The 22,624-nt window shown below is 68.9% G+C and carries 21 protein-coding genes; 7 read left to right on the forward strand and 14 right to left on the reverse strand.

The window, feature by feature from the left end; genetic code table 11:
• Window positions 1-111: 111 nt before the first annotated feature.
• From AC1DMQ_RS04380 to AC1DMQ_RS04390, 3 genes are all read right to left on the reverse strand, one after another.
• Window positions 112-765 (reverse strand): nicotinate-nucleotide adenylyltransferase, encoded by a 654-nt coding sequence (locus tag AC1DMQ_RS04380; protein ID WP_477032328.1) that lies wholly within the window; start codon window positions 763-765, stop codon window positions 112-114.
• Entirely contained in the window at window positions 731-2,005 is a 1,275-nt protein-coding gene (locus AC1DMQ_RS04385; protein WP_477032506.1) for a glutamate-5-semialdehyde dehydrogenase, read from the reverse strand. The genes AC1DMQ_RS04380 and AC1DMQ_RS04385 overlap by 35 nt, the downstream gene beginning before the upstream one ends.
• Window positions 2,006-2,155: 150 nt before the next feature.
• Complete coding sequence (locus AC1DMQ_RS04390; protein WP_477032329.1) at window positions 2,156-2,701, reverse strand: hypothetical protein; 546 nt, start codon at window positions 2,699-2,701, stop codon at window positions 2,156-2,158.
• 529 nt (window positions 2,702-3,230) lie between these two features.
• Between AC1DMQ_RS04390 and AC1DMQ_RS04395 the strand changes: the two genes are divergently transcribed.
• The 3 genes from AC1DMQ_RS04395 (at window position 3,231) to AC1DMQ_RS04405 (ending at window position 7,657) form a co-directional block, all read left to right on the forward strand.
• A complete protein-coding gene (locus tag AC1DMQ_RS04395) occupies window positions 3,231-4,487 on the forward strand; it encodes a DmpA family aminopeptidase (protein WP_477032330.1) in 1,257 nt (418 codons plus the stop codon).
• Between the two features lie 87 nt (window positions 4,488-4,574).
• Complete coding sequence (locus tag AC1DMQ_RS04400; RefSeq protein ID WP_477032331.1) at window positions 4,575-5,243, forward strand: hypothetical protein; 669 nt, start codon at window positions 4,575-4,577, stop codon at window positions 5,241-5,243.
• A 92-nt stretch (window positions 5,244-5,335) separates the two neighbouring features.
• Entirely contained in the window at window positions 5,336-7,657 is a 2,322-nt protein-coding gene (locus AC1DMQ_RS04405; RefSeq protein ID WP_477032332.1) for a GH92 family glycosyl hydrolase, read from the forward strand.
• 52 nt (window positions 7,658-7,709) lie between these two features.
• Here the strand turns inward: AC1DMQ_RS04405 and AC1DMQ_RS04410 are convergent, their stop codons facing one another.
• From AC1DMQ_RS04410 to obgE, 5 genes are all read right to left on the reverse strand, one after another.
• Window positions 7,710-9,110: a tyrosinase family protein gene (locus AC1DMQ_RS04410; RefSeq protein ID WP_477032333.1), complete on the reverse strand. Its 1,401-nt coding sequence runs from the start codon at window positions 9,108-9,110 to the stop codon at window positions 7,710-7,712.
• A 74-nt stretch (window positions 9,111-9,184) separates the two neighbouring features.
• Entirely contained in the window at window positions 9,185-11,650 is a 2,466-nt protein-coding gene (locus tag AC1DMQ_RS04415; RefSeq protein WP_477032334.1) for a glycosyl hydrolase 115 family protein, read from the reverse strand.
• A 244-nt stretch (window positions 11,651-11,894) separates the two neighbouring features.
• The gene (locus AC1DMQ_RS04420) at window positions 11,895-12,308 is read right to left on the reverse strand and encodes a DUF3574 domain-containing protein (protein WP_477032335.1); all 414 of its coding nucleotides are present in this window, start codon (window positions 12,306-12,308) and stop codon (window positions 11,895-11,897) included.
• Window positions 12,308-13,444, reverse strand: a complete 1,137-nt coding sequence (proB, locus tag AC1DMQ_RS04425) for a glutamate 5-kinase (protein ID WP_477032507.1) — start codon at window positions 13,442-13,444, stop codon at window positions 12,308-12,310. Before proB ends, AC1DMQ_RS04420 begins: the two co-directional genes overlap by 1 nt.
• Window positions 13,441-14,505, reverse strand: coding sequence for a GTPase ObgE (gene obgE / locus AC1DMQ_RS04430; protein WP_477032336.1), 1,065 nt, complete (start codon window positions 14,503-14,505; stop codon window positions 13,441-13,443). The genes proB and obgE overlap by 4 nt, the downstream gene beginning before the upstream one ends.
• 320 nt (window positions 14,506-14,825) lie before the next feature.
• On the opposite strand from obgE, the gene AC1DMQ_RS04435 reads away from it, so the two are divergent.
• On the forward strand, window positions 14,826-15,671 hold the full coding sequence (locus AC1DMQ_RS04435) for a hypothetical protein (RefSeq protein ID WP_477032337.1): 846 nt from the start codon (window positions 14,826-14,828) through the stop codon (window positions 15,669-15,671).
• Between the two features lie 4 nt (window positions 15,672-15,675).
• Here the strand turns inward: AC1DMQ_RS04435 and AC1DMQ_RS04440 are convergent, their stop codons facing one another.
• The 4 genes from AC1DMQ_RS04440 to AC1DMQ_RS04455 all read right to left on the reverse strand — a co-directional run bounded on the left by AC1DMQ_RS04440 (window position 15,676) and on the right by AC1DMQ_RS04455 (window position 18,180).
• Window positions 15,676-16,209: a GNAT family N-acetyltransferase gene (locus tag AC1DMQ_RS04440; protein WP_477032338.1), complete on the reverse strand. Its 534-nt coding sequence runs from the start codon at window positions 16,207-16,209 to the stop codon at window positions 15,676-15,678.
• Window positions 16,210-16,411: 202 nt separating this feature from the next.
• Window positions 16,412-16,681 carry a 50S ribosomal protein L27 gene (gene rpmA, locus AC1DMQ_RS04445; RefSeq protein ID WP_422182347.1) on the reverse strand — a complete coding sequence of 90 codons (270 nt, stop codon included), beginning with the start codon at window positions 16,679-16,681 and terminating at the stop codon, window positions 16,412-16,414.
• 32 nt (window positions 16,682-16,713) lie between these two features.
• Complete coding sequence (gene rplU, locus AC1DMQ_RS04450; protein ID WP_477032339.1) at window positions 16,714-17,283, reverse strand: 50S ribosomal protein L21; 570 nt, start codon at window positions 17,281-17,283, stop codon at window positions 16,714-16,716.
• 147 nt (window positions 17,284-17,430) lie between these two features.
• Window positions 17,431-18,180, reverse strand: coding sequence for a hypothetical protein (locus AC1DMQ_RS04455; protein WP_477032340.1), 750 nt, complete (start codon window positions 18,178-18,180; stop codon window positions 17,431-17,433).
• A gap of 93 nt (window positions 18,181-18,273) precedes the next feature.
• On the opposite strand from AC1DMQ_RS04455, the gene AC1DMQ_RS04460 reads away from it, so the two are divergent.
• Both AC1DMQ_RS04460 and AC1DMQ_RS04465 read left to right on the forward strand, forming a co-directional pair.
• Window positions 18,274-18,900 (forward strand): MntP/YtaF family protein, encoded by a 627-nt coding sequence (locus AC1DMQ_RS04460; protein WP_477032341.1) that lies wholly within the window; start codon window positions 18,274-18,276, stop codon window positions 18,898-18,900.
• Window positions 18,901-18,968: 68 nt separating this feature from the next.
• Complete coding sequence (locus AC1DMQ_RS04465) at window positions 18,969-20,120, forward strand: CobW family GTP-binding protein (protein ID WP_477032342.1); 1,152 nt, start codon at window positions 18,969-18,971, stop codon at window positions 20,118-20,120.
• Window positions 20,121-20,302: 182 nt separating this feature from the next.
• Here the strand turns inward: AC1DMQ_RS04465 and AC1DMQ_RS04470 are convergent, their stop codons facing one another.
• Window positions 20,303-20,743, reverse strand: a complete 441-nt coding sequence (locus tag AC1DMQ_RS04470; RefSeq protein WP_477032343.1) for a biopolymer transporter ExbD — start codon at window positions 20,741-20,743, stop codon at window positions 20,303-20,305.
• Between the two features lie 152 nt (window positions 20,744-20,895).
• Complete coding sequence (locus AC1DMQ_RS04475; RefSeq protein WP_477032344.1) at window positions 20,896-21,345, reverse strand: biopolymer transporter ExbD; 450 nt, start codon at window positions 21,343-21,345, stop codon at window positions 20,896-20,898.
• A gap of 223 nt (window positions 21,346-21,568) precedes the next feature.
• Between AC1DMQ_RS04475 and AC1DMQ_RS04480 the strand changes: the two genes are divergently transcribed.
• A complete protein-coding gene (locus AC1DMQ_RS04480) occupies window positions 21,569-22,591 on the forward strand; it encodes a WD40 repeat domain-containing protein (protein WP_477032345.1) in 1,023 nt (340 codons plus the stop codon).
• The last annotated feature ends 33 nt before the right edge of the window (window positions 22,592-22,624 follow it).

Consider the following 22,624-nt stretch of genomic DNA (forward strand, 5'->3'; position numbering starts at 1 on the left):
TTCCTTTCGAGCTGCATCGACGGCGGCCACGCTGGGGCGGATCGCCGTCGAAGGGTCGACAAGGAACGCTTCGGCGCCCGAAAGGAGCCCGTTTTGGTAGGGAAGGGGCGCCTACCCCTTGGTCTGCCGCTTCCGCAGGGCCGTCGACGAGGCGAAGTTCAGCGGGCCGGTGAGATAGACCCAGGCGGGGGCCGTGGCGTCGGCCAGGATCGAGGCGGCGCTGGACGGCAGGCGGGCCCAGGCGAAGCGGCGGGCGGCCGGCGAGGTGCGGGCCTTCAGCGCCGCCCACGGCCGCGAGATCACCGCCACGGGGACCTCGCGCATGATCTGGGTCCAGCCCCTCCACCGATGGAAGGTGGCCAGGCTGTCGGCCCCCATCACCCAGACGAATTTCACGCCCGGATAGCGCGCCCGCAGCACCCGCAGGGTGTCGATCGTGTATTGCGAGCCCAGGCGGGTCTCGGCGTCGGAGACGATCATGTCGCTGCCCCGCGCCCACTGCCGGGCCCCGGCCAGGCGCTCGGCCAGGGGCCGCGTCTCGTGCGACGACTTCAGCGGGTTCTGCGGCGAGACCAGCCAGATCACCTTGTCCAGCTCCAGGCGTCGCAACGCCGTCTCGGCGACGTGGGCGTGGCCCTCGTGCGCCGGGTTGAAGCTGCCGCCGAACAACCCGACGCGCATGCCCGGTTCCAGATGGAACCCCAGGCGTTGCGCGGCGGGCCGGCCGGCCTCAGGGACGAGTCTGGCCGGTCCCGCGAACCACATATTTGAACGTCGTCAGTTGCTCGGCCCCGACCGGACCGCGGGCATGGAGTTTGTCGGTGGCGATGCCGATCTCGGCCCCGAAGCCGAACTCGCCGCCGTCGGCGAACTGGGTCGAGGCGTTGACCAGCACGATGGCGCTGTCGACCAGGGCGATGAACCGCTCGGCCGCCGCCGGATCCTGCGTGAGGATCGCGTCGGTGTGGCCCGAGCCGTAGGCGGCGATGTGGGCGGCCGCGCCCTCCACCCCGTCGACCACGGCCACCGAGATGGTCGGCGCCAGGTATTCGGTGGACCAGTCGGCCTCGACAGCCGGCTTCATGGTGGGCTCGATGGCCCGCGAGGGACCGTCGCCGCGCAGCTCGCAGCCGGCCTTGATCAGGGCGTCGGCGATCGGCGGCAGCAGCCGCTCGGCGGCCGCGCGGTCGATCAGCAGCGTCTCGGCCGAGCCGCACACCGACACGCGGCGCATCTTGGCGTTCAGCACGATGTCGACGGCTTGCTTGGGATCGGCCGCCGCGTGGACGAACACGTGGTTCAGGCCTTCCAGGTGGCCCAGCACCGCGACCCGCGCTTCCTTCTGCACCCGCGCCACCAGGGTCTTGCCGCCCCGGGGGATGATCAGGTCGATGGTGCGGTCCAGGCCGCCCAGGATGTAGCCGACGGCGTCGCGGTCGGTGGTGCGGACCATCTGCACGGCGTCGGTCGAGATCCCGGCCGCCTTCAGCCCCTTGGTCACGGCCGCGTGGATGGCGAGGTTGGAGTGGATGCACTCCGACCCGCCGCGCAGGATCACCGCGTTGCCCGAGCGCACGCAAAGCGCGGCCGCGTCGGCGCCGACATTGGGACGGCTCTCGAAGATCATGGCGATCACGCCGATCGGCGTGCGGACCCGGGCGATGTCCAGGCCGTTGGGGCGCGTCCAGCGGGCGGTCTCGACGCCCAGGGGGTCGGGGATGGCGGCCACGGCCTCGACGCCGGCGGCCACGCCTTCCAGGCGCTCGGCGTTCAGCATCAGCCGCTCGACCATCGGCGCGGTCAGGCCGCCGGCCCCGGCCTTGTCGAGGTCACGGGCGTTGGCGGCCAGGATGGCGGGGGCGTCGGCGCGGATGGCGGCGGCCATGGCTTGGAGCGCGGCGGTGCGCTGGGCTGGCGTGGCGACGCGCAAGGCCTGCGCCCCGTGCCGAGCCGCCTGTCCCATCGCCGTCATCGTCGCCTGCAAGCTCATGCCCGCGTCGTCCATAGCCATCCTCCGATCCCGGATATGCTCAGAGTGAGGCTTACCTAGGCGCTTTGGGCGGGCGGGGGAATGGGGAAAGGGTGGTGGGGGTGTTAGCGGGGCTGGTGGGGCTGCCGAACGTCACAGAAAACGCTTCAGCACTAACGTGTCGTCCTATGTGTGATCGGCTCTGAAAATTCCCCAGAGGATCGCCACCGTAGCGGCGGCCAATGCTGCAAGAACAGCATGTATGTCAGGCCAGCGACCCGCCAATTTGGCGATTGTGAACGCGGTTCCAGCCATCCCAATGGGAATCTTGATGGGCTCATAAATCGCCTTCACCTGCTGCCACGCCATCAAGCTCAAGAACAACCTTCGTTGGGCTGCTGCTCCGCGTTCATAAAGTTTCGTGCCCTTTGGCTTGAGCGTCCAAACTGGATGTGGGAGATCGAGTTTGCCTGTGCCTCTGCGCTTATATTGGACATCCAAGAAGTTCAGCTGCGTGAGATCGTTGAGCATTCGTTCAAGATCGGCCTCAAAATCATCCTGATGCTCCGGGTTGTCCGCGTCAAAGGCGACACCCGCGTACTCGCCTCCTTCTGTCTGTATTGTCGCTTTGAAAGCATCCCAGCCCGCCGCTCCGTCGGCTGATTTGATCACACCAACGATCATGCGAAACCAGCATGCGTAACCCTCAGCTGCTTTGACGGATAATGCCATGTGGTTCGCTTGGATGCCCCGGTGAGCCTGGAGGTCGAGCTTAGCTCCCTTTTTGTTGGTAGTTTACATCCGCCCCGGATGGGGCCGCGCCTTAAAGCCTTGGTGGATCGGAGCTCTGGCGTCTGGCCGTGTCAAGGACCGCCCCTGGCGGCCGCGTCGCGGCGGCGCGACGCGCCGTCCTTGACACGGCCAGACGCCAGAGCAGGCTCGCCATCAAGGTTTCAAGGCGCGGYCTCGCCGCTRGCGGAWGACGTCAGGGGTGTTTCCGGAAGGGCGTTCTTTCTGAACCCTCTCTCTTAGAGAGAGGGAGGGGCCCGCCGCGCAGCGGTGGGAGGGTGAGAGGTTTCACCCTATCCGGTTTCACGCCGACGCCCTGCCGGCGCGCCGTCTGACGTTTTAACCCCTCACCCTCCCAAGCTTCGCTTGGGCCCTCCCTCTCCCTCTGGGAGAGGGTTTCCGCCGTGCGCGGCGGCCTTCCGTTCGGCCCCGTCCCCGGCCTATCGTCCTCCCCATACCCAGGGGGAACCACATGCCGACACCCGCCCATCTCCGCCGCGCGACCCTCGCGCTCCTGGCCCTCTGCGCCCTCGCCCTGACCGCGCCCTCGGCCCAGGCGGCCGGCCCCCGCGAGAACGACCTCGCCCTCCCCATCGGCGGCAAGCCCGGCCCGCTGGACGCGATCACCGACGTGGCCGGGGTCGAGGTCGGGCACACGACCCTGATCTCCGGCGCGGGCAAGCTGGTCCCCGGCAAGGGCCCCGTGCGCACCGGGGTGACGGTGGTCCTGCCGCGCGGCAAGGACGATCCCGACCCGGTGTTCGGGGCCTGGTTCACGCTGAACGGCAACGGCGAGATGACCGGCACCACCTGGCTGCAGGAGGGCGGCTACCTGGAGGGGCCGGTGGCGATCACCAACACCCACAGCGTCGGGGTGGTGCGCGACGCGGTGATCCAGTGGGAGTTGTCGCGCAAGGCGGTGCTGCAGCCGTGGTGGCTACCGGTGGTGGCCGAGACCTATGACGGCCTGCTCAACGACATCAACGGCTTCCACGTCAAGCCCGAGCACGTGCTGGCCGCGCTGGACGCCGCCAAGGGCGGGCCGGTCCAGGAGGGCGCGGTCGGCGGCGGCACGGGCATGGTCTGCCTGCACTTCAAGGGCGGGATCGGCACCGCCTCGCGGATGCTGACGGCCAAGCAGGGCGGCTACACCGTCGGCGTGCTGGTGCAGTGCAATTTCGGCGGGCGGCCGGACCTGCGGATCGCCGGCGTCCCGGTCGGCGAGGCGATCCCCGACCTGATGCCCTGCGTCGCCAACGGCGCCCCCGCTCCGGCGGCCGCCCCGCGGCTGAAGCCCTGCGACGCGGCTCCCGCGCGGACCCAGTCCGAGGCGGAGACCGAACGCGAGCAGGGCTCGATCATCGTCGTCGTGGCCACCGACGCCCCGCTGCTGCCGCACCAGCTGAAGCGGCTGGCCACCCGGGTCGCGCTGGGCGTGGGGCGGCAGGGCGGCTTCGGCGGCAACGGCTCGGGCGACATCTTCATCGCCTTCTCGACGGCCAATCCCAAGGTCTGGGCGGCGGACGACGTGTCGTCGGTGCGGATGCTGAGCAACGACCAGATGGACCCGCTGTTCAAGGCCACCGCCCAGGCGACCGAGGCGGCCATCACCAACGCCTTGCTGGCCGGCGAGACCATGACCGGCGCCGACGACGTCCGGGTGTACGCCATGCCGGTGGACCGGATGCTGGAGGCGATGAAGCGGTACGGGCGCGAGGTGAAGCGCTAGGGGATCTCCCCCGATGGACGCCCGCCGCCATCCCCGCCACAGTCCTCTGGCCGGTCCCCCCATCCGGCGCGCCACGCGAGGGCCGGCATGGACTTCATGAAACTCCTGCGCAGCTTCGAGGAGTTCCTGTTCGAGGCGACGTCGTGGCTGGTCTTCTATCCGCTGACCCTGTGGCGGGTGCTGGTCTGGCCGCTGGAGACCATGGCCTATTCCGACGCCGAGCAGGGCGACGACGAGGCCGGGCGCTATGACGACGCCCTGACGCCGCCGCTGTTCCTGCTGGTCACCGTGGTGGCGATGAACCTGCTCGCCCTGGCCGCCCACATGCCCCAGCCGCGCGCGGCCGGAACCCTGGGGCACGCGGTCTTCAGCTCGCCCCAGAACGCGGCCCTGTTCCGCGCCCTGGTCTTCAGCCTGATCCCGCTGGTCGCCGCCGTCGCCCTGCTGCGCTTTCAAGGCGTGCGGCTGTCGCGCGAAACCCTGCGGCCGCCGTTCTACGCCCAGTGCTACCTGGCCGGACCGTGCGCGGTGATCGTGATCGGCGGCGGGATCATCTTCCAGCGTCAGGACATCCCCAACGTCCTGGGCCTGGTGCTGATGCTGGCCGGGATCGCCTGGTTCCTGACCGCCCAAACCCGCTGGTTCGCCAGCCGCCTGGGCATCGGGAGGCTGAAGGCGGCGGGGATCGCGGTCTCGGCGCTGGTCCTGGCCCTGATCTTCTTCTTCGCGATCGTGATCCCCGTGGCTCTGTTCTGACGGCGTGATTTAGCAAACCAAGCTTCCTAAATCGGGTGACGCCGCCCGCATCCTCCGTCTAGGGTCCCGGCCGAGTTCGTCAGGAGAATCCCATGCGTCTTGGACTGGTGCTGGCCGCGATCGCGGCGCTGTCGGCGACACCCGCCCTGGCGCAGGACAAGACCCCCTACGATGCGGTTGACCCGTTCATCGGCACCGGCGGCGACGGCCACACCTTCCCCGGCGCGGTCGCCCCGTTCGGCATGGTGCAACTGAGCCCCGACACCGACATCCTGCCGTTCAAGCAGAGCTACGCCCGCGCCGCCGGCTATCGCTACACCGATCCGACGATCCTGGGCTTCTCGCACACCCACTTCTCGGGATCGGGCCACTCCGACCTCGGCGACATCCTGCTGGCCCCGGTCAGCGGCGAGGCCAAGCTGGAGCCGGGCGAGGCCGACAAGCCGGGGTCGGGCTACCGCTCGCGCTTTTCGCATGACGGCGAGGTCGCCCAGCCCGGCTACTACGCCGTGACCCTGACCGACAGCCAGGTGCGGGCCGAGCTGACGGCCGGCCTGCGCACCGGCATGCATCGCTACAGCTACGCCAAGGGCGCGCGAGCCCAGGTGCTGCTCGACCTGCGCACCTCGATCTACAACTATCCGGGCAAGGTTTCGTGGTCGCGGATCCGCGTGGCCGAGGACGGCACGATCACCGGCATGCGCGAGACGCGCGGCTGGGCGCCCGGCCGCCAGCTCTATTTCGCCATCCGTTTCGACCGGCCGCTGGTCGGCAAGGCGCTGTACAACAAGGAAGCTGACGTCCCCTACAAGGGCTTCGCCCAGCCGGGCCGCACAGCCTTCGATCGCGCCCAGATGGAGGGCCGGGCCCTGGTCGGCGTCTTCGATTTCGGGACCATCGACGGACCCCTGGTCGCCAAGGTGGCCATCTCGTCGGTCAGCGAAGAGAACGCGATCCTGAACCTGTCCAGCGACGAGAACGGCTTCGACTTCGACGGCCTGCGGGCCAGGACGCGTGCCGATTGGGAAAAGGCCCTGGACGCGGTCGAGATCGCCGCCCCGGCCGAGACTCGGACGAACGTCTACACCGCGCTCTACCACACCCTGCTGGCCCCCAGCGTGTTCAGCGACGTCGACGGCCGCTATCGCGGGCCCGACAACGAGGTGCATGAGGCCAAGGGCTACACCTTCCACTCGACCTTTTCGCTGTGGGACACCTTCCGCGCCGAGCACCCGCTGCTGACCCTGGTCCAGCCGGAGAAGCGCACCAGCGACGTGGTCAATTCGCTGATCGCCTCCCAACAGGAGAGCCCCTACGGAATCCTGCCGGTCTGGCAGTTCCACGGCCAGGAGACCTGGACGATGATCGGCTACCACGCCGTGCCGGTGATCTCCGACGCCTACATGAAGGGCATCCGGGGCTTCGACGAGAAGGCGGCCCTGGACGCCATGGTCAAGAGCGCCACCTACGCCCCCTATGGCGGCCTGGGCGACTACATGACCCTGGGCTACGTGCCGATCGACAAGGAACCGGAGGCCGCCTCCAAGACCGTCGAATACGCCTATGACGACTGGACCATCGCCCGCATGGCCAAGGCCATGGGCCGCGACGACGTCGCCGCCACCTTCGAGAAGCGGGCGGGGAACTGGCGCAACAGCTTCGACACGAAGACCGGCTTCCTGCGGGCCCGCAAGAGCGACGGGGCGTTCCGCACGCCGTTCGACCCGACGGCGATCAACTACGGGAGCGACTATACCGAGGGCAACGCCTGGCAGTATTCGTGGTTCGCGCCGCAGGACCTGGGCGGGCTGGTGGGCCTGATGGGCGGCGACGCGGCGACCGTGCGCAAGCTGGACGCCATGTTCGACTTCGACAATTCCAAGATCGACTACTCGCACGCCGAGGACATCGCCGGCCTGATCGGCCAGTACATCCACGGCAACGAGCCCAGCCACCACGTGGCCTACATGTACGATTACGCCGGCGCCCCGTGGCGCACCCAGGCGCGGCTGACCCAGATCGTGAAGTCGCAGTACAAGCCCACGCCCGACGGCCTGTCGGGCAATGACGACCTGGGCCAGATGTCGGCCTGGCTGGTCTTCACTTCGCTGGGCTTCTATCCCGTCGCGCCGGGCTCGAACGAGTACGTGATCGGCCGGCCGTTCGTAGACAAGGCGGTGCTGAACCTCGAGGGCGGCAAGCGGTTCACGGTGCGGACGGTGGGGCTGTCGGACGGCGCGCCCTATGTCGGCGCGGTCACCCTGAACGGCAAGCCGCTGACGCGGAGCTTCCTCCGCGACGCCGAGATCCGGGCCGGCGGCGAGCTGGTCTTCACGATGAGCGCCACGCCGAACAAGGCGTGGGCGGCGGGGGCGAAGGACCGGCCGATGTCGATGACGGGGTACGGGCGGTAAACCGCTCTTCCCTCCCCCTCGTGGGGAGGGAAGGCCGCGAACGCCCTTGATCCTACCGCGCCGGCGGCGCCGCCTGGACGCTGAAGTCGCCGATGGTGATCGCCGGGCCCTTGGGGGCGTTGGCGCCGTCGACGCGGACGAACGACACCACCAGCTGGCTGATCTGGCCCGGCGAGAGGCCGCGCAGGACGTCGGTGGCGGGCAGGACCAGCTTGGCCTTGCCGCTGCCTTCCGTCCCGCCGCCCCCGTGGTCGGCGTGGTCGCCGCCGCCCGCATGAAGGGCCCCGGCGATTTCGAAGGCCCCGACCGTGCCGATCAGGTGGCGTTCCTCGGGCGCGCCGCCCGACGTCGGCAGGTTGACATAGACCTTGTAGAAATAGCCGCCGGCCTTGCCGATCTCCGTCAGGGCGACCTCGTCGAGCACCACGTTCAGTTCGGTGGGGGCAGGGGTGCGCGGCGGAGTGGCGGCCAGGGCGCCGGCCTTCAGCTTGCCTTGCTGGCCCAGGGGAACGCTGACGCTGAACGAGCGGTCGTCAAGGGTCAGGGCGCCCTGGCTGTCGCCCAGCGAAATCACGCCGTCGAGCGCCTTCTCGCCGTTCATCGGCACGGCGCGCAGCATCGGCCGGGCCGGGGTCCTGGGAGCCGGCGGCGTGGGCAGGCGCTGGTTGTCGTAGACGTAGCCCAGGGTCGTGGTGGTGTCGCGGGTCTGGACCTTGGCCATGCCGGGCGTGGTGGGGCCGTAGTTGAACCCGCCGCTCCAGTAGGAGTCGCTCGTCGCCGGCATGGTCCGTCCGCCGCCGGCCGAGATCCACGCGCACCACAGCCGGTCGATATTGCCGTGATGGACCCAGAAGATCGGGTCCTCTGGCGACAGCATGGTGGGCATGACCCCGCCGATGATGTTGTGCACCTGGTTGTGCGGCAGGCTCTCGATCTGCGGCTCCATCGGCGAGGGCCAGTTGCGCGGGAAGTTGACGTACTGCGGCTGGGTGAAGCCGTAGCCCAGGGCGCCCGAGACGTTGGTGTTCTTGCGCCAGACCCACAGCGGATTGCTGGCGTCGCCCGGCGTGGTGAATTCCTTGGGCAGGTTGGCGTTGGTGTAATAGTCCCAGTACGGCAGGTTGAAGCTCTGATCGCCCGAGATCGCCCGGATCTGCTGCTCGAACCGGTAGATGTAGCCCCGGTGCCAGGTCAGGAAGTAGGGCACGCCGTGCGGGCAGTAGCTCTTGTGGATGTTGGCCCAGTAGACCCAGCTGTTGGGATCGGAGGGGTTGGTGTTCGCCCGCATCTTCTTCACGGTGGCGACGAACTTGGCGTAGGAGGGGGTGTTGACGAACGCCGCCCAGGAAGTCCGTGTGCGGACCGACTGGGCCAGCGCCTGATCCGCGCCCAGGCTTGCTGAAAGTCCGGCCGCGGCGAGACCCGCGCCCAGCATCGTGCGTCTGTCGAGCATGTCGCCCTCCCCTTGTATCGGGCGACCGTAGCGTCCTTTGGTTGTGTTTTGAAGGGGCTCGCCGAAAAGTTCTGTCAGCGCGGCTTGAAGGCCAGGGCGTCGATCAGGACGCCCGGTCCGCGCGAGGTCACGACCACCTGGTGCGGACCGTTGCCCAGGGTCAGGCCGGTGGCCGCCGTCAGTCGCCCGTCCAGCACGCCCTGGGCCCAGACCGCGTCGCCGGGCTCGCGCTTCAGGGCGATCTCGACCGGCGGGCCGCCGTCCACCGCCACGGCCAGCCGCAGGGCGTCGCCGGCGGTCAGGGGGAAGGTCGGGATCAGGTCCAACGACAGGGCCCGGGACCCCGGCGGCAGGGTGATGTCGTAGGTGAGGGTCGAGCCGGCCGCGCCCGATTGCATCGAGCCCTCGCCGCGACCCAGGCCGGCGACCCGCGTCCAGCCCGCGCCCGTGACCGTCTCGGCCGGGATCGCGATCGGCGCCGCGGGGTCGGGGGTGGCTGGCGACGCGGCCGGAGCCGAGCCGGCCTCGACCAGCGAGGCGGCGGGCAGCACCGGCGGGGTCAGGCGGAACGACTTCCACTGGCCGTCGGCCGGCTCGACCGCCATCAGGCCCCGCCACTTCCCGCCGGCGATCTGGGTGTTGTAGCGGTCGGTCAAGCCCGCCAGCTCGGCGTCGGCCTGGCGCGCCAGGGCTCCGCGTCGCCGGGCTTCCAGCGGCGCCTTGTCGGCCAGGCGGTCGTGGGCCTCGGCGTCGAAGAAGCGGTGATTGGCCGCCGCCGCCGCCTTCACCGGATAGGCGACCAGTTCGAAGAAGGCGTCCTGCTGTTCGCGCTTCAGCCGGGGGCCGAGGGCGTCGACCCGGGCGACCAGAGCGTCGAAGGCGGCCAGGCGCGCGGCCGCCGCCTCCAGCGGCAGGTCGCTCGGCCGCGCCTTCTGACCGGGCAGCCACCACTGCAGGTGCTCGGGCTTGCGCTCGAGGTTGAGGCTGTACCAGGCGGTCATCAGGTCGGCGATCTCGGGCGCCGCCTCGGGGCCGAACTCCCGCGCCGCCCAGCCGGCCAGGAAGCCCCGCCAACCGTCCTTACGGAAGGCGTCGACGTCCCAGGCCATGGCCAGGAACAGCTCGGTGTTGATCTCGGCCGGCTTGAGGTCGCCGACATTGGCCACCCACAGCCGCCGTGCGCCCTGGTCGTACGCCTGGCCCATCTGCTGCTGGATCAGGGCCGGCGGGGTGGTCGACAGCCAGATGTAGGACAGCGGCGCGCCCAGATAGGACAGGTGGTAATAGACCCCCGAACCGCCCGCGCGCTTGCGCTCGGCCGCGTCGGGGAACTGGCGGATGTAGCCGAAATTGTCGTCGGGCCAGACCAGGGTGACGTCGTCGGGGACCTTCAGCCCGCCGCGATAGACGTCCAGCACCTCCTTGTAGGGCGTGAACACCTGGGGCGCGTCCGCGACGCCGCGTTCGGCCAGCAGCCGGCGCTGGTCGGCGAAGATCGTCTCCAGCAGCGCCTTGCGGCCGGCCATGTCGCTGGCCCCGACCATGCCGCTGTCGTGGATGCCGCGCATGCCCAGGGTGTAGAGGTTCTCGTATGCGCCGTTGGCCTGCACCCGCTCGCGCCAGTAGGCCAGCACGCCGTCGGGGTTGGTCGCGTAGTTGTAGGTCTCGGCTGGTCCCTTCCACTCGCCGACATTGTTGCGCAGCATGGGTTCGGCGTGGGACGAGCCCATGACGATGGCGTAGCGGTCGGCCAGCTTGGCGTTGATGGGGTCGCCGTTGAACGGGGTGGTGGTCGGGTGCATGGCCGGCCACAGGGTGTTGGCCTTCAGGCGCAGCAGCAGGTCGAAGACCCTGGCGTAGGTCTTGGGGCCGATGTTGCCGGTCTCGGGCTCGAAGGTGTGGGCCGCCCAAGGCTGCAGCCCCCAGTCCTCGTCGTTGAGGAAGATCCCGCGATACCTGACCGAGGGCGGGCCGAAGCGCCGGGTCCCGGCGGCCACGTACAGCTGGTCGCGATGGGGCGGCGGCACGTCGGCCCACCAGCGCCAGGCAGAGACGCCGATCGCCTGGGACAGCTCATAGACGCCGTAGGCCGTGCCCCGCCGGTCGCTGCCGACGATCACCAGGGCGCGGGGCACGCCGGGGGCAGGCTGGTCGACCACGGCGATGACGAAGCTCTCCCAGGCGCCCTTCAGGTCGCGAACGTCGAGCTTGCGGGTCGCGACCAGGCGGTCGATGGCGGGGTTGCGGCCCAGGGTCCCGATCCAGACCTGGGGACGGCCTGGAGCGCCGTCGTCGAGGCGGACGGTCGCCGAACGGTCCGTCACCTCGGTCAGGTCATCGGCCAGGCCGTGGGCGGCCAGGCTGACCACCGGCGCGTCGTCCTGGCTCACGACCAGGTCGGCGATGGTGTTCGGAGCGACCAGCGGAAAGGCGCCGGCCGCGGGGCGGTCGAGGATCCAGGGCGCGGGGGAGGCCAGCGCGGTGGAGGCCCAGAGGCTGGCGATGAGGACGGTCGCGATCCGGACGATCGATGCCAGCACATTTGCCTCCCGTGTCGCCTACGCGAACTGTTTCACAAAATGAGACGAAAGTTCACATGATGCAATGGATCGCGGGCGGAGGCCGTGCCGGTGAACACTTGCCCCACCTGACCGCTGCGCGGTCTGTCGCGGCGAGGGGGCGGAGGACGAGAGCGCGGCGTCCTCTTCCTCCTGTGGGGGAAGACGATCGCGAAGCGATCCGTAGGGGGCAAGTGCTCGCCGCACTGGGATTCCGGTGAGAGCCTTAAAACCCCAGGCACACCGGTTGGGTCACCACCATCACCGCTTCCTGCGAGAACCGTCGCTTATACGCCGCGCGCACGGCGTCCAGCCGGTCCTCGCCGCCGGCTCGGCCGGGCAGGGCCAGGATCACCACCTTCGACGGTTCGCGGACGATGACGCCGTCGGCGCCGCGCCACTGGCCGGCGGCGTCCAGCACGGTCAGGCCGTCGGGAAAGCGCGGGGTCAGTTCCTCGTCGACGAAGCGGGCGAAGTCGGCTTCGGAGACGCCGACCTGGTCGCTGATGTCGCGGCCGAAGAACAGCTGGGCGGTGCGGCCGGGGCTCTGACCCGCCGGGCAGGTCGCGGGCGCCAGGGTCGCGCAGCCGGAGAGCAAGGTCGCGCCGGCCGCCAGGGCCAACAGCGCGACCGGGCGCATCAGCCGCCCACCGCCAGGTCGTCGGCGTGGATCATCGGGCCTTCGGTGAAGCCCAGCTCGGCCTCGATGGCGTCGGAACGCAGGCCGGCGATGCGGTGGGCGTCGCCGCTGTCGTAGCGGACCAGGCCCCGGGCGACCTCGCGACCGGTCTCGTCGCGCACGCGGACGGCGTCGCCCTTGTCGAACGGGCCCTCGACGGTGCGCACGCCGGCGCTGAGCAGGCTCTTGCCGTTGGCCAGGGCGGCGGCGGCCCCAGCGTCGACGGTCAGCCAGCCCTGGGGGGCCAGCGAGCCGGCGATCCAGGCCTTGTAGGCGGCGGCGGGCGAGGCGCCGGCCTCGATCACCGTGGCCAGGGCCCCATCCTCGATGGCCTGCAGCGGGGCGGGGCGCGAGCCCAGGGTGATCAGGGTGGCGCAGCCGGCGGCCCGGGCGATGCGGGCGGCGGCGATCTTGGTGGCCATGCCGCCGGTGCCTACCCCGGCCGAGGCGTTGGCCCCTTCGGCCATGCCGGCGATCTCGGGCGTGATCTCGCCGACCCGCTCGATGTGGGTGGCGGTCGGATCGCGGCGCGGGTCGGCGGTGTAGAGGCCGTCGATGTCGGACAGCAGCACCAGCAGGTCGGCGCCGACCATCTGGGCCACGCGGGCGGCCAGACGGTCGTTGTCGCCGTAGCGGATCTCCTCGGTCACCACCGTGTCGTTCTCGTTGACCACGGGCACGACATTGAGGGCGATCAGGGTCTCGGCGGTGGCGCGGGCGTTCAGCCAGCGACGGCGGGTCTCGGTGTCGTCGCGGGTCAGCAGGATCTGGGCGGCGACCACGCCGTGCGGCTCCAGCGCCTCTTCCCAGGCCCGCATCAGCACCGACTGGCCGGCGGCGGCGGCGGCCTGCTTCTCGGGCAGCGTCAGGGACTTGCGGCCCGTCAGGTTCAGGCGACGGCGGCCGAGCGCGACGGCGCCGGAGGACACCACCACCACCTGCTGGCCCCGGGCTCGCAGTCGGGCGAGGTCGGCGCAGAAGGCGTCCAGCCAGCCCCGGTTGGCGGCGCCCGTGTCGGCGTCGACCAGCAGGGCCGAGCCGACCTTGAAGACGATGCGCTTGGCGCGCGTGAGCGCCCCCCCGGAAGCGGACATCAGGGCTGCCAGCCCCCGGGGGTTTCCTCCTCGGGCGCCTCGTCGATCGCCGCCTCGGCGGGAGTCTCGCCCCGGCGGATGCGCACCTGGATGAAGGCGGCGCGCAGCAGTTCGGTGACACCCTTGCCGGACACGCCGGAGACCAGCATCGGCTTGATGCCGGAGACGGCCTCGAGCTCGGCGCGCTTGGCTTCCAGCGTCTCGGGATCCAGCGCGTCGATCTTGTTCAGCGCCAGGATCTCGGACTTGTCGGCCAACTCGTCGCCATAGGCTTCCAACTCGCCGCGGATCGTGGTCCAGGCGGTGGCGATGTCGTCCTGGGTGCCGTCCACGAGGTGGATCAGCACGGCCGAGCGTTCGACATGGCCCAGGAACCGGGTGCCCAGCCCCGCGCCTTCCGACGCGCCCTCGATCAGGCCGGGAATGTCGGCCATCACGAAGCGCTCGCTGGTCGACAGGTCGACCATGCCCAGGTTGGGCGTCAGGGTGGTGAACGGGTAGTCGGCGATCTTCGGCTTGGCGGCGCTGGCGGCGGCCAGGAAGGTCGACTTGCCGGCGTTGGGCAGGCCGACCAAGCCGACGTCGGCGATCAGCTTCAGCCGCAGCCAGACCCACAGCTCCTCGCCCTCCTGACCGGGATTGGCGTATTTCGGGGCCTGGTTCACCGGGCCCTTGAAGTGCAGGTTGCCCCAGCCGCCGTTGCCGCCCTTGGCCAGGCGCAGGGTCATGCCGGCGGTGTCGAGGTCGGCGATCAGGGTCTCCTTGTCCTCCTCCAGCACCTGGGTGCCGACGGGGACCTTTAGGACGACGTCGTCGCCCGCCGCGCCGTGACGGGCGCGGCCCATGCCGTGGATGCCCGTCCCGGCCTTGAAGTGTTGCTGGTAGCGGTAGTCGATCAGGGTGTTGAGGCCCTCGACCGCCTCGATCCAAACGTCGCCGCCTCGGCCGCCGTCCCCGCCGTCGGGGCCGCCGTATTCGATGTACTTCTCGCGTCGGAACGAGACCGCGCCGCCGCCGCCGTTGCCGGAGCGGACGTAGATTTTGCACTGGTCCAAGAATTTCATGAGCGTCTTTTGTCGCAAGGCGGCTTTCGCGTCGAGCCGAAACCGGTCCACGGCCAAGCCTTACAAGCGTTTAGGGACCGGAATCCGGCGGTTATAGCGTCGCTTTGCCGCGTCGAACTCCGTTCGGCTTCGTGACGAAATGTTAAAAGAGATCATGCGACAAACGATCTCATGAGGAAACCGATAGGACTATTGCGCGGGGAGGGCGGACATTGACGACGATTTCTGACGCCGAGTTTGCGCATGACCTCCAGGATCTGACGCTGCCGACCCTGTGTCGGAAGTACACCCACGAGGCGTCGCTCCATCGGAACATGCTGATGAGCCGGGGCACGGGGCTGGCTCCGGAGTGGCGCGACTTCCGCGCCTTCCTGACCGCCATCGGCCGTCGCCCGACCGACGAGCACAACTTCACCCTGCTCAATCGCAACGAACGCACCTACGGGCCCGGACGGGCGCGCTGGATGACGCCTGACGAACAGGCCGTCCACGAGGAAGAGTTCGACCGCCAGCAGGCAGCCAAGAGCCGCGAAACCCACCAGCTGATGCACCAGGCCGCGGCGATGAAGCGCGCCAGCGCGCCCAACGCGGCCAATTTCGGCCAGTGGACGCCGATGGCCGGCCGCCAGGTCTCCTATACCGAGGTGGCCAAGCGCCTGGCGATCCCGATCAACGCGCTGAACAAGACCATGGCCGACGGCCGCACGGCCGACGAACTGGTCAAGCGCTCGGGCTCGGCCCAGGAGCTGATCAATCCGGACCTGCAGTGGCTGCCGCCGGACCCGACCCGCAAGGCCAACTTCTTCGAGGCCTTCCGCATCTGGCACATGCAGGTGCAGCCGCAGTTCGCCCGCGCCGCCACGCCGACCTTCCTGTTCCTCTACATCGCCCTGCCGGTGATGAAGGAATGCCGGGACGAGCTGATGGGCCTGAACCTGTGGAACCCGCTGGGCCAGCGGGCCATGAACGCCCGCGACAGCCACGTGGCGTGGAAGAAGTACTGCGAGTTCATGCCCCGCGCCCAGGTGGCGATGATGGAAATCCCGATCTACGCGACCTATTCGCTGCTCAGCGACCTGGACGCCCTGTGCGAGCGGATCATCGTCGCCGAGAAGCGCTTCCGCGAAGGCCCGCAGAAGGTCGTCGCCACGCACCGCGCGGCGTAAGACCCTAAGCCAACCAGACCATCATCCGCGTCGGCACGGGTTCGGCCCGCGCCGTCGACGGCTTGTGCTCGACGACGCCCGTATAGAGGAAGCCGGCCTTGACCAGCACCTGGCCCGAGGCCGGGTTGTCGGCGAAGTGGCCGGCGACGACCAGCTTCTTGCGCCAGTCCTGCTTGGCCCAGGCCAGGGCGGCCTGAGCGGCTTCCGTCGCCAGGCCGCGGCCCCAATAGGGCCGGCCGACCCAGTAGCCGATCTCCAGGTGGCCGTCGGGCGGCGTGAAGAAGCCCAGCACTCCGACCACGCCCTCGTCCTCGAGGTCGATCACGAAGGTGGAGTCCTTGCGCCGGTCCTGGACCTGGCAGCGGGCGACGAAGCCGTCGGCGTCGCTCTGGCTGTAGGGCCAGGGCATGCGGGTGGTCATCTTGGCGATCGCATAGTCGCCGCACAGCGCCGCGATCCGCGCCGCGTCGTCGGCATGGGGAGCCCGCAGCGTCAGCCGCCGCGTCTCGATGATCGGACTCTTCTCGATCACGCACATCGCGCGCCTCCCGTACTCGGTCCTTCTAGGTGGGGACCGTGACGCTCGGATTTCAGGCCTGGGGTGCTTTTGCGGCCAAGAAATTTCGAGCGCGGACAAAACAAAAGCGGGGAGCCCGGCGTTCCGGACTCCCCGCTTAGGTTCGTCTGTCCGGATCGTCTTTCTTTGAGGAAAGCGCGACCCGGTTTCTACGAGGTTCGCGCTACTCGGCGGCTTGCGCCGGGGCAGCTACGTTCACGTAGGTCCGATTGTTGCGCTTGGTGACAAAAGCCACCGCGCCTTCGATAAGCGCGAAGAGGGTATGGTCCTTGCCCATGCCGACGTTCGCGCCCGGATAGAACTTGGTGCCGCGTTGGCGGATGATGATGTTGCCGGCGGCCACCTTCTGGCCGCCGAACTTCTTCACGCCGAGGCGACGGCCGGCCGAATCGCGACCGTTGGAGGACGAACCACCAGATTTCTTGTGAGCCATTGTGCTCTCCTGATCCTTAGAGGCGCAGCCGGTTAGGCTTCGCCGTCTTCCTTGGCCGCGGCCTTCTTAGGCGCGGCCTTCTTCTTCGGGGCGGCGGTCGGCTCGGCGTGTTCGACCACGGCGGCTTCAACCTTCGGCGAAGACTTGGTGGCCTTCTTCACGACGGTTTCGACTTCGACCTTGGCCGGAACCACGGCCGACACGGCGGCGTCGCCGAGGCCGCGAGCGCGGGCGTTCAGGATGACCTTCGGGGTCAGGTCGACGGTGCCGTCCCACTTGTCGGTCTTGCCGGCGCCGGCGACCGAGGTCACGCGGATGACCGACTCGGTCTGGCGGTGACCGCGGGTGCGGCGGTAGCCCTGACGGCGGATCTTCTTGAAGATCTTCACCTTCTCACCCTTGCGGGTTTCGATCAGGGTGCCGGAGACGACAGCGCCGTCCACGAGAGGGGCGCCGACCGTCACGGCCTCGCCTTCGCCAAGCATCAGGACTTCGCCGAAAGCGACTTCCGCGCCCGGTTCACCGTCGAGCTTTTCGACAACCAGCAGGTCGCCGGCTTGGACCCGGTACTGCTTGCCGCCGGTTTTGATCACCGCGTACATAGGTTAGCGCCTTAAGAAACGTGCGTTCGCAAAATAGGGAACGCCCGCGAGGAGACCCGGCGGGCGAGAGGGGCGCACTTATACCGTCGAAAGTCGCCGAGTCAACGGCGACGGGGCGCCCGGCTTGACTAAAATCGCGACGCAGCCCTAGCCGCGCCAAACGTCCGGATAGGGCGGCATCGGGACGTCCAGGGCCTGCTCCAGCCGCCAGGCCTCGTCCTCGCCGTCGATCTCCAGGATCAGCCGCTCCAGCCGCTGGCGCACGCCCGGCCCGGCGAGCCAGTTGGAATAGGCCGCGTAGGCCGCGTACTCGTCGTCGCCGCCAAGCGAGGGCCGGGCGTTTGAGCGCCGGAAGATTTCCGAGTTGACGGCGTCGGCCAGGTGAAGCCCCGCCCGGGGCTCGTCGCTGGCCAGCCAGGCCGCGAGGCGCGCCTCGACCGGTTGGCCGAGACAGATCAGGCCACGCAGCCAGTCTTCGGCCTCCTCTTCTTCCGGCGAGGCGCACAGGGCCTGGCGCCAAGCCAGGTCGAAGACCGCCACGATCGCCGCGCGCTCGTCCGCCGGCCAGCCAGGGAAGCCGCCGTAGGCGATCTTGCGAGCCAGGCTCTCTGGATCGCCGCCCAGATGGACCCGCGCCGGACCGCGCACGCAGAGCTCCAGGATGCGCGGCAGGAAATGCTTGTAGTCGTCCACCCCGCCGACCGTCGTCATGGCCCAGCCCATATAGCCGCCGAAGTCGTCGGCGGTGAGCTCGGCCAGGGGGCTGGTGGAGAGCCGGGCCAGGATTCGCTTCGGATCGCGACCGGGCGCGGCCTCCAGGGCAGTGGGGCGCCGGCGGCCCTGGAAGGCGGTATAGGCCGCGTCCAGCGCGGTTTGCAGGTCGGGTTCCGGCGTCATGGCCGCGCTTCATATCATGGCGGACGGGATCTCGCGCACGAGGCGCAAGAGAGGCGCTGGTATGTTACTTTATAACAGGCTATAGCCGGTGACGTGAACACAACCTTCTTCGCCTCCGTCGCCGCCACCGGTTTCGCCGTGGCCTTCCTGCATGCGGCCTTGCCCACGCACTGGCTGCCGTTCGTGCTGGTGGGGCGCGCCCAGAAGTGGACGACGGGCCGCACCCTGGGCGTCACCCTGCTGGCCGGGCTGGGCCATGTGGGCCTGACCATCCTGCTGGGCCTGGCCGTGGTGGCCGCGGGCCTGGTGGCCGAGCCGCACCTGGGCGGCTACTTCCACTGGATCGTCGGCGGGCTGATGGCGCTGATCGGCGCTTTCTATCTGATCCGCGGCCGTCACAAGCACGCGACCATGGACGGGACCCGCAAGTTCGCCTCGGACAAGGCGGCGATCACCGCCCTGGTGGTGCTGCTGACCCTGTCGCCGTGCGAGGCCTTCCTTCCCTACTACCTGGCGGGCATGGAGCATGGGGTGGTCGGCTTCGTCGTCCTGAGCACCGTGCTGCTGACCGCGACCGCGGCGGGCATGCTGGTCTTCACCGGCCTCAGCCTGGCCGGCTTCAACCGCCTGGGCCTTGACCGGTTGGAGCAATATGAGGAACTGATCCTCGGCGGCGCCCTGATCGCCATCGGCGCGGCGGTGGCGTTCCTGAAGACCTAGCGCGGTTTAAGGGGATGGAACGGTGGCGCCCGCTTCCCCCCGGCCCCCTTCGCTCCTAAATAGCCGCCATGACCCAGACATCTGCTCAACCGGGCGCCCAAACCGGCAAGATCCCCGTCACCGTGCTGACCGGCTATCTCGGCGCCGGCAAGACCACCCTGCTCAACCGCATCCTCACCGAGGAGCACGGCAAGCGCTACGCCGTGATCGTCAACGAGTTCGGCGAGGTGGGCATCGACAACGACCTGGTGGTCGGGGCCGACGAAGAAGTGTTCGAGATGAACAACGGCTGCGTCTGCTGCACGGTGCGCGGCGACCTGATCCGGGTCCTGCAGGGGTTGATGAAGCGGAAAGGCGGCTTCGACGCCATCGTGGTCGAGACCACGGGCCTGGCCGATCCGGGGCCGGTGGCCCAGACCTTCTTCGTCGACGACGACGTCAAGGCCCGCACCTATCTGGACTCGGTCACCGCCGTGGTCGACGCCAAGCACATCCTGCTGCGCCTGGGTGATTCCAAGGAAGCCGTCGAGCAGATCGCCTTCGCCGACCAGATCGTGCTGAACAAGACGGACCTCGTCTCGGAAGACGACCTGCGCCACGTCGAGGCCCGCATCAAGCGGATCAACCCGCTGGCCCCGATCCACCGCGCCCAGCGCTCGAACGTCCCGCTCGAGGCGATCATCGGCAAGCACAGCTTCGACCTGGAGCGGATCACCGAGTTGGAGCCGGAGTTCCTGAACCCGGCCCATGGCGAGGCCGGCCACGTGCACGACGAGCATTGCGGCCACGACCACCATCATCACGGCCACGACCACGGGCATGACCACGGCCACGACCACGGGCATGACCACGGCCACGTGCATGACGAACACTGCGGTCACGACCACCACCATGGTCACGACCACAAGAGCGACATCCACGACGACGGCGTGAAGGGCATCTCCCTGACGCTGAACACGCCGGTCGACGGCCAGAAGATCACCGTCTGGCTCAACGACCTGCTGGCCAGGCGCGGTCCGGACATCCTGCGCGCCAAGGGCATCATCGACGTCAAGGGCGAGGAGCGCCGCCTGGTGTTCCAGGCCGTCCACATGATCCTGGAAGGCGACTTCCAGCGCCCGTGGACCGACAAGGACAACCGCTACAGCCGCATGGTGTTCATCGGCCGCGACCTGGACGAAGCCGAGCTGAAGGCCGGCTTCGAGGCGACGGCGGCTTAGGGGCTCACGCACTCGCCCCCACCTGACGGCTTCGCCGTCTGTCCGCCCCCATAGGGGGCGGAGGACGCGCGCACGGCTTCCTCTTCCCCCCTTGGGGGAAGACGGCCGAAGGCCCGTAGGGGGCAAGTGTTCACCGCACGAACAAAAAGCCCCGGAACGCCAGTTCCGGGGCTTTTGCTTCTCTAGTGAATATCCTCGTTGATGATCCCGATCTGGGTCCAGCCTTCGTCGTGGACCCGGTCGATCACGCCCATCAGCGCCTCGTAGGGCACGTCGGCCTGGGCGGTGACCATCAGGCGCTGATCCTTGCGCGGACCGGTCTGGCCGTCGGCGGCGAACCTGGCGCTCAGGTCCTGCGCCAGGGTCTTCAGGCTGGTGGGCCGGCCGGCCAGGAACAGCGCGCCCGACTCCTGGATCGAGATGAACACGGGATCCTTCGGCGCGACCTTGTCCGAGGCCAGGGGCATGTCGAGCTTGATCGAGGTCACGGCCGTGGGCACGGCGACCATGAAGATGATCAGCAGCACCAGCAGGATGTCGACGAAGGGCGTGACGTTGATCTCGGCGTTCTGGCGGATCGCATAGCGCCCGCCGCCGCCGTTGCCCGCAAGTCTTGCCGCCATGACCCGTCTCCTCTTCGAACCGCCAGGGTTGATTGAAGTTACAGGTGTAGTTTGCGGACTTTCTTACATTTGTAAAGCGCTGGGTCGCAGGCACGAAAAAGGGGCCGGACGCTGGCGTCCGGCCCCTGATTTCTGGCGATCGCCGAAGAGTCCTAGTGGATGTCTTCGTTGATCAGGCCGACCTTGTACCAGCCGGCGGTCTGCAGGGCGTTCAGCACGCCCATGAAGTCGGCATAGGTCACGTCGGCGTCGGCGCGGACCATGACGCGCTGGTCGTCCTTCGGGCCGGCTTGACCGGTCGCGTTGAACTTCTGGTCCAGATCGAATTGCAGGTTGTCCAGGCTGGTCTGCTTGTCGGCGACGTACAGGGCGCCCGACTTCTGGATCGAGATGAACACCGGCTCCTTCGGCTTCGGCGCGTCCGGCGGCGGGATCGTCGCGGGCGGCAGGTCCACCTTGATCGCCACGGTCGCCATCGGCACGGCGACCATGAAGATGATCAGCAGCACGAGCAGGATGTCGACGAAGGGCGTGACGTTGATGTCGGCGTTTTGGCCCAGCGAGTATTTGCCGCCGCCACCGCCGGAGAGTTTAGCCGCCATTGCCTGACTGTCTCCTAAGGGCCGCGTTCGTCGCGGTCCCGAAAATGTTAGATCGCCACGTCTGGCTCAGACGGGCGCGGAAGTAAAGCCCGAGGAGGCGCCGCAAAGGCAACCCCTTTTGTGACTCTTTTTGGCGGAACGGCGTTCAGATGACGGGTTCTCCAGCCCCGGCTCGCGTGGGGCGCGACTAGGCGCCCGCGTTCGGGCGGGGTATGGCGCGCGGATGATCTATTCCTTCGACGCCTATGTCACCGCCGCCCTGTTCGACCGCGCCGGCCGAGCCGTTTTCGCCCTGGGCGACGGGACGGTCCGATTCGAAGCCGCCCAAGAAAGCGGAGAGGGCGGTTTCGTCACCGTCGAGGCGCATTCGGGCGCCGTGCTGGCCGCCGCCGTCCACCCCTCGGGCCGCGGGATCGTCACCGGCGGCGACGACGGCAAGGTGGTCTGGAGCCGGCTCGAGGGCGACGAGGTGGCCGCCACCCTGATCGCCGAGGTCAAGGGCCGCTGGATCGAGCATGTCGCCGCCAGCGCCGCCTCGGGCCTGATCGCCTTCACCGCCGGCAAGGAGGCCCATGTCCGCGACTCGGCCGATCCGAAGTTCCTGCGCGTGTTCGCCCACGACAAGACCGTCTCGGGCCTGGCCTTCGACCCCAAGGGGCGTCGCCTGGCCACGGCCGGCTACGGCGGCGTCTCGCTGTGGTGGGCCAAGATCGAGGGCCAGAAGCCGCAGGTGATGAAGTGGGCCGGCAGCCACATCGCCGCGATGTTCAGCCCGGACGGCAAATTCCTGGTCTCGTCGATGCAGGAGAGCCAGCTGCACGGCTGGCGCCTGAGCGACGGCAAGGACATGCGGATGGGCGGCTATCCGGCCAAGATCAAGAGCCTGGCCTTCTTCGACAAGGGCAACCTGATGGTCACCGCCGGCGCCAACGGCGCGGTGGTCTGGCCGTTCGCCGGGGCCAGCGGCCCGATGGGCAAGGAAGCCGCCGAGATCGGCTTCTCGCGCGATTCGATGGTGGTGCAGGTGGCCGGCGTCGAGGCCCTGCCGGTCGCCATCGCCGGCCAGGACAACGGCAAGATCTGGTGCGCCCACATGCGCTCGGGCCGCATCGAGACCCTGAAGGCCGAGAAGGGCGCTGCGATCAGCGCCCTGTCGGTCTCGGCCGACGGTTCGCGCCTGGCCTGGGGCGACGAGGACGGCGAGGCGGGGATCATCGCGATCCCGGCGATGGAGACGCGGTTCTAGGTCCTCCCCCTTTGGGGGAGGTGTCGGCGAAGC

It is taken from the genome of Caulobacter sp. 05L422 (genome assembly GCF_056397765.1).